9 protein-coding genes are annotated in these 7012 nt (G+C 46.5%); 5 read left to right on the top strand and 4 right to left on the bottom strand.

Features of this window, described 5'->3' with window-relative positions; genetic code table 11:
- Together J7J01_06260 and J7J01_06255 are read left to right on the top strand one after the other, a co-directional pair.
- Nucleotides 1-158, top strand: a 158-nt coding sequence (locus J7J01_06260; GenBank protein ID MCD6210479.1) for a hypothetical protein, incomplete at its 5' end; no start/stop codon positions are given.
- Between the two features lie 26 nt (nucleotides 159-184).
- A complete protein-coding gene (locus J7J01_06255; protein MCD6210478.1) occupies nucleotides 185-319 on the top strand; it encodes a hypothetical protein in 135 nt (44 codons plus the stop codon).
- A 90-nt stretch (nucleotides 320-409) separates the two neighbouring features.
- Here J7J01_06255 and J7J01_06250 read toward each other — a convergent pair whose 3' ends face one another.
- A complete protein-coding gene (locus J7J01_06250; GenBank protein ID MCD6210477.1) occupies nucleotides 410-1450 on the bottom strand; it encodes a radical SAM protein in 1041 nt (346 codons plus the stop codon).
- A 7-nt stretch (nucleotides 1451-1457) separates the two neighbouring features.
- Nucleotides 1458-2354 carry a RimK family alpha-L-glutamate ligase gene (locus J7J01_06245; protein MCD6210476.1) on the bottom strand — a complete coding sequence of 299 codons (897 nt, stop codon included), beginning with the start codon at nucleotides 2352-2354 and terminating at the stop codon, nucleotides 1458-1460.
- 48 nt (nucleotides 2355-2402) lie between these two features.
- On the opposite strand from J7J01_06245, the gene J7J01_06240 reads away from it, so the two are divergent.
- The 3 genes from J7J01_06240 (at nucleotide 2403) to J7J01_06230 (ending at nucleotide 5121) form a co-directional block, all read left to right on the top strand.
- The gene (locus J7J01_06240) at nucleotides 2403-3080 is read left to right on the top strand and encodes a DUF116 domain-containing protein (protein MCD6210475.1); all 678 of its coding nucleotides are present in this window, start codon (nucleotides 2403-2405) and stop codon (nucleotides 3078-3080) included.
- Nucleotides 3080-3751 (top strand): DUF116 domain-containing protein, encoded by a 672-nt coding sequence (locus J7J01_06235; GenBank protein ID MCD6210474.1) that lies wholly within the window; start codon nucleotides 3080-3082, stop codon nucleotides 3749-3751. The genes J7J01_06240 and J7J01_06235 overlap by 1 nt, the downstream gene beginning before the upstream one ends.
- 68 nt (nucleotides 3752-3819) lie before the next feature.
- Complete coding sequence (locus J7J01_06230; protein ID MCD6210473.1) at nucleotides 3820-5121, top strand: histidine--tRNA ligase; 1302 nt, start codon at nucleotides 3820-3822, stop codon at nucleotides 5119-5121.
- On the opposite strand, the gene J7J01_06225 is transcribed toward J7J01_06230, so the two are convergent.
- Nucleotides 5112-5954: a sugar phosphate isomerase/epimerase gene (locus tag J7J01_06225; GenBank protein MCD6210472.1), complete on the bottom strand. Its 843-nt coding sequence runs from the start codon at nucleotides 5952-5954 to the stop codon at nucleotides 5112-5114. The two genes, J7J01_06230 and J7J01_06225, sit on opposite strands and share 10 nt — an antisense overlap.
- A gap of 29 nt (nucleotides 5955-5983) precedes the next feature.
- Complete coding sequence (locus J7J01_06220; GenBank protein MCD6210471.1) at nucleotides 5984-6499, bottom strand: pyruvoyl-dependent arginine decarboxylase; 516 nt, start codon at nucleotides 6497-6499, stop codon at nucleotides 5984-5986.
- Nucleotides 6500-7012 lie beyond the last annotated feature (513 nt).

Raw genomic sequence — 7012 nt, 5'->3', positions numbered from 1 at the left:
TAAAAGGATATCTCGAAAGTGGTGAATATCGTGTAATGGGACACCGAGGCACTGCAGAATCGGGCTTTGTTATCCTGGCAAATATCCAAATAGACGGTGATGGGCTTCCTGTTCATAGATTTATATTAAGCGAATTACCTGAGATGTTAGAGCCGTAGAGAGGATAGCTACCAGGCTTTTAAAAATGCTCTATCCAGATATTAACGTATCTGTTAAGATTTTTGAAAAATACTGTGTTGATACGGGAAAAGAGCTCCGTGGGCTATTCAGAGAGCAGATGGCGTTAAAAGATAGCGAGTGTAAGGGGAGAAATAGCTGAAATAGTAGTTAAGTAAAAAAGCATTTAATGGCAGGTTTTGACGTAGAAACCGCAGAAGGAAGTGAAGAAGGAAATCATGCTATATAAAGTTTAAATGACCTGTAAGCCTATTTGTTCCTTCAACAGCGCGTATTCTGCACGTGTATGCACAAAGAGATGAAGATTCCCGAGCTTGACTCTTCGCAGTCCTGCATCCCTTGCCGCGTTATACGCCTCTATCATCTCTCCTAAATTTGGTACCGGGACATCTCGCATCCTGTATTCAGGGAAGAAAGCGAGAATAGTAAAAGGCATATCAGCATCTACGGACGCGATAGTGCGAGCGATACTGGCTATTTGTGAAGTCTCAACCCATCGGGGAATAAATAAAGAGGAGACCTCAAGAACAAATCCCCGGTCTTTCAGCTCTGCTGGCAGTTTCAAGATGCGGTTGTTGGATACGCCGGTAAGCCTTCGGTGCACCTCATCATCAAACGCTTTGATATCGAGCCAGAATGAGTCTATGCCCGCTTGTTGATACCGGTCAAGGTTGGCAGGTGTGAGCCCATAGCCATTGGTTTCCATGAGAATCCATATACGCTCGTTTCGCTCCTTAATCAATTCTGCAGACCTCACATAGAAGTCAGGCTGACAGAGCAGGTCGCCACCGGTGAAAGCGACTATGTTACGGGCAGGACCCCAACCCTGTTCACTCAGCATGATCTTATCGCGACTGAGCACACCGGGGCAGTTCTCGCCCCTCACACCGCTCAGAACGCAACTGCCACAGGATCTACAGAGCTCATGTGCATGCCAGCTCGTGGCGTGTTCTCGTTTCACAAATGTTATTTCCAGACTACTCATGTATCTCTCTACTGCTCCTGCTATATCCTCAGGGCACATCCATTCACCCACGGCATTCTGTGTGAAGCGCCACGAATGGCATTTCTTACACTCGAAGTTGCAGCCCGACTGGTAGATGGAGAGGTAATGCTCAGGTCTTGACAGGATAATCGAATCTATTAACCGGTATGGAACTCCGGCTTTGTACCGTAGTGTAACTTCACATACCTTCCCCCTTCTGCCAGTACTGAAATCGAATACCTGGCAGCTTCCTGGCTCAAATCCCTGCTTAGCAAGTTCGCATTGCATTCCACTTTTAGCGCTTTAAATGCGTAAATAACCAATCCACTATTCGTTCTGTGACATCAATACCGCAGGCTAATTTTATACCCCGTGCCGAAGGTGTAGCATTTATTTCAAGCAAATATAGACCGTCTGCGCTTTCTATGAGGTCAACACCTGCGAAATCAGCTCCCACTGCCTTTGTGGCTCTTATTGCAAGCTCGCACAGCTCTTCGGTCAATTCGCATTTACGCGGACTCCCGCCCTGACTGAGATTGGAGCGAAACGAGCCTGGTGGTGTAACGCGGTAAATAGCACCTAAAGCAGTTTCTCCAACCACAAAGACCCTTATATCGCGTCCAGGATTATGCACGAACTGCTGTAAATAGAGCACACCCCTATCCTTCAGTAGTGCTGCCACTTTAGGGTCATACTCATAACCCTCAAGTTTGATTATCCCCTTACCCTGGCTGCCAAATATCGGCTTCACCAACACCGAGCCAAAATCTTCAATTGCTCGTTTCGCAACCTCCAGATCGGCTGTTACCACAGTAGGAGGTAGAGGCAGGTGTGCACGCTGGAAGAGCACGAACGAGAAGAACTTGTTTGCCGCGTTCTGAATAGCCATAGAGGAGTTCATAACAGTAGTGTAGCGCTCAAATATACGTATAAGGTCAAATTTAACGGAGATAAGTTCTAAAATGCTGCTAATTCCCACATCGCGAACTATAATTCCATCCATGCCATCCATGCCATTCATGTTCTTGTTCTTAACCTCGCTGAGCCAATAGAGACCGGTATTGGTGATGGAAACACCAATCTGTGCGAGATTAAGTGCCAGAGCCTCCGCTCCCTTATCACGGATACTCTTCAAAATTGCTGTTGCAGTCCAGTCATCAGTGTCAGTCAGAACAACACCGATTTTGTGCATCTCTTTATCTTATGCCTATGTATTATAAATGCATTCTCTTACAGGATAATGAATATCAATATCTACCCGATACCCATTCCGGTAATTGAGGCACTGGGGAGGATAATAGTAATAGGAGCAATAGCCTTTGCAATTCTTATTCTGATAGCTCTCCTATTCTGTATATTCATATTCCGTACACACCGGATAATATTCCCCAATCTCGTTCTCTTCTTGTTATCAGTATTCGAGGAGCCACTCCGCAGGCTGCTATCTTTCTTCCATGTTGACCCCACACTGGTGGACCGCGTGTCGGTGGAGATAGGGAACGCGGTGAACTATCCGGCATTTGCCAGGACAAAGCTGGAAGAGCGTGTATTATTGCTGCCACAATGTATTCGCAGCCCTGACTGTCCGGCAAAACTCAGCCCGCTGGAGGGCATCAAGTGTGTGGAATGTGGGAGATGCGAGATTGCAAAACTGAGCGCTGTTTGTAAGGAGCTTGGCATCAGCCTATATATCTCTCCAGGTGGCACGTTCGCGAAGCGGATTCTTATGTATAACCGGGGACAGGTGAAAGCGGTAGTTGGTGTAGCGTGCTATCCGAACCTGCATGAAGGACTGTTAAATGTGAAGCTTGTAGGGATACCCGCACAGGGCGTACCCTTAAAGACAACCGGGTGTGTGAACACCACGGTGGACATTCATGAGATAATAGCGAGGTGCAAGATGGGAATAGGGGAATAATGAGTAGTAGTAATACCATCTTTTTATCTTCTGCGGTGTATCTATGGGTGGGAACGGTTTTTATAAGCCTGGTTATAGTATTTGCGGTGCTGACCCTGGTAGCAATATGCTTAGCCGTATATAAGAGAGAGCTATTCCCGCGATTCACACTCTTTGTGCTTAATCTCTTTTACCACCCGGCGAAGCTATTGCTCGGGTATCTCCATGTAAACCACATAATTGTAGATGAGATAGGCATTGCACTGATGAACTCGATATACAGGGCAGCGTATGAGAATACAGCACCGTCTAAGAGGATTCTATTCCTGCCTCAATGCCTCCGCAGCCTTGAATGTCCCGCAAAGGTATCGCCTCGTGAGGGTATATTATGCAAGGCATGCGGTAGGTGTGGGATTGCGGAACTTAAAAGACTATGCGATGCTCTGGGTGTTAGCATCTGCATTGCACCGGGAGGCGAATTTGTAAAGCGAGCGATAAGCGATAAGAAGCCACAGGCTGCGCTGGGCGTTGCATGTCAGCATGACCTCTATGAAGCGATGCGGTATGTCACATCGAAAGGTATACCAATGATAGGAGTAGTGCTCACAAGGAGCGGGTGCGTCTCAACGGATGTAGATTGGGAAGAGGTGAAGAGAGCTATTGCTATTTGTGCATCTCCAGACAAAAGATGATTTGTGTATCTGTATTTGTATGAGAGCGGATTTATTATTATAGGTTCATCCTGGGGCGATAATGCGAAATGCGAATAGAGAGAGCGAGGGGTACACGGGATTTCCTGCCGGCGGAAATGAAGAAGAGGCGAATGATAGAAGCGAAGATGCGGGAGATAGCGGAGCGATGGGGCTATGAGGAGATAAGTACACCTACCTTTGAACTCGCAGAGTTATTCACACTCAAGTCAGGAGAGGGTATTCTGAGAGAGATGTACGAATTCAGAGATAAAAGTGGCAGGCACTTAGCACTGAGACCTGAACTGACCGCACCGGTGATAAGACTGTACGTCAATGAACTGAAAATGGCGCCGAAGCCGACGAAGGTCTATTATTTCGGTAATTGTTTCAGGTACGAGGAGCCGCAGCGTGCTCGATACCGTGAATTCTGGCAGTTTGGAGCTGAGATTATCGGCTCTGACCATCCAGAGGCGGAGGCGGAGCTAATTGCACTCGCTTATCATATCACAAATACACTGGGTATAAAAGCAGAGCTGCATGTGGGTCATGTAGGTCTCTTAAGAGAGATATTACGAACTGCAAATATGAGTGATGCGATGATAAGCAGAGCGATGCGATTGATAGATAAAGGAGCGAAGAGTGAATTGACAGAGTTAATGAGCGATATAGGGTTAGAGAGTAGCAAGAAGGAGGATTTAATCCACCTTATAGACTCAAGGGGTGAGGCAGCAATGGAAGAGGCACGAAGAATGATTGCGAAGGACAGTGAAGCACAGGAGCAATTGGGACGATTGGAGCAGTTGCTGGAACTACTGCGTTATTATGAGGTTAGCTATACCCTGAACCTGGGTATAGCACGGGGACTGGACTATTATACAGGAATGGTATTCGAGATATACGAAGCGGGAGATAAGCTGGGAGCACAGAGGCAGATATGCGGCGGTGGTACCTACCGGCTGGCTGCATTGTTCGGCAGCAGTGAGGATATCCCCTCAACTGGCTTTGCATTCGGCTTTGACCGATTAGCGGAGATATTCCAGGATGAGGGGCATGAATTGAAGAAAGCGATAGTGGTGGTACCGGTGCGAGATAAGAAGCGGCAAGATCAGGATCGTGAAGTGATTAAAACTGCTATAAGAATAACCGCCAGGTTGAGAGAGCGCTTCATAACCTATCTGGATTTGATGAACCGAAGTATAAGGGAGCAGCTGGCTTATGCCAATGCGCTTCATGCTTCCTATGCAGTGCTCGTGGGCAAGCGCGAACTGGAGGCAGGGAAGGTTACCTTAAGGGACCTCGAAACTGGTGAACAGGATATAACGAGCCTTGAGGAATGTATAGAGCGGTTAGAGGATATATATCACCAGTAGTGCTTACAGAATTCTATATTCCGCCTTAGTTCATCATAACTCATCTCTCTTCTCGCTTTATCACGCCAGAAAGTCTCTATCACCATATATTTGAGACCCGTAGGTTTCAGAAGCTCGAATATCTGATTGAAATCCAGCTCACCACGTCCAATTGAGAGGTGGTCCTGCTTATCACTGATAGAACAATCATGCAGGTGCACGACCAGTATCTTCGCACCGCCGCATGCCTTTATCCATCTCTGAAGGTAATCGATGTAGTTGTGACTGCCCCCTTTTGTTGAAGGTCTCAATTCCGCCATTATCGCATGCCCGATATCAAAGGTGAGATATGTTTTGGGTAAAGAGACTGCTTCCAGTATCAATTCTGACCATTCAAAAGGCACCAGATCGTTCTCCACACATACCCGCATACCGAATTCGGAAGCCATACTCGCTATTTCAAAATATCTACTGATGCTCTTCCTCTTTACCTCTGCACGCACCTCCTGGAGCTTGTATGTTGAGAGTCGCGGATGGATGTGGAGATTGTAATACAGAGGTGTGAATCCCGCAGAGAATTCCATACACTGCCTCAGTATACGCATACTCGCATCTGCTATCTCTTCACGCGGGTGCATAACTGCGATATCATTAGGTGAATGAAATGCGATACGCATACCATAATCTGCTAATAGCCCTTTTAACTCTTTCTTATCCGCTTCCTTCATGCTCCCAGGCAGGGGATAATCGAGCGAGAATTCGATATAATCCAGACCGAGTTCATGAAGCTTTTCGATCGTTTGCCTGAATGGGCGATTACCATACCATACCGGCGCGCCTAATAGAACGCTCATGATACTTGGTCAGATTAGATTAGGTTGAGTTATACAAAAACCAGTGCCGCAACGACCGAGCCGAATTTATGCTCTTCTACCACTGCCGTCTTCACTTCTATCCGCTTCAAATCCAGCTTCAACTCCTTATCCTTATCCATATTGTAATTGCGACTCTCAGTCATCGTCTTCAGTTTGTTCCTTATCTTCGACTCTATATAATCACGCGAGTGATGACCATGATGCTCACAGATGATACCAAAAACAGGGCTATTGCTATTGCTATCGCTATCGGTTGAGTCTCTAAGCCAGCCATATCCCACACCAGCACCAATGAGCTCGCCTGATTTGCCAGCCATGCGGGAGAGCACACAGAAAGTTATCTCGCCGGGTATACACGTACACGACATCTTATCCACCTCTTCAGCCTTCGCAGGCAGTATGGAGGAGACCTCAACCAGATTGCATTCACCTATCCCCGCATCCTGCAATGCGAGATCGAAAGCAGCATCGTGATCATAAGCCATACCCATGCCCGAAGTGATAAAAAACGCTTTTGGTATCATCTCTGATTATCATTTCTTCTACGTAGATATAAAAAACAAAAACCGATTCCTGTTCCTGTTCCTCTTCCTCTTCCTGACACTCCCCCGCAATTTAAGAGTCGGGGACAAAGACAAAGTGCGGTAAGTGTAAGTATAAGAGAGTCAGAAGTAAGCTATTTCTTGCATAATCTATAAACCCTCTGCTTTTTGTCTGCTAAAAAACGAACATTTTCGAGAGCTATGAGAAAGTCATTCCAGAGGTTCTGGAAGACATGTGCCCAAAGAGATAGCCGAGTAGCTTTACGCAACTAAAAAGATTTGACCTGAGATTCATCTATGCCCCCAAAGATATTACCTGACACCTGACACCTGACACCTGGCGAAAAAGGTGAGCTACTCTTCCTTTCAAAATGCTGGATATCGCTTGAGTATGCGGGCGATGTGGAAATAATCTCTACAAGTGAAGCTTTCGAAAAGTTTAAAAAGGGAGAACTCATTCGAAAGGGACACGTGGAATAGAAAAGGTTTGGATAG

This window comes from Methanophagales archaeon, assembly GCA_021159465.1.
In the GTDB taxonomy this organism is placed as follows: domain Archaea; phylum Halobacteriota; class Syntropharchaeia; order Alkanophagales; family Methanospirareceae; genus G60ANME1.
The sequence above is the reverse complement of the archived record's forward strand: the minus strand, read 5'-3'. Positions and strand labels throughout refer to the sequence as shown.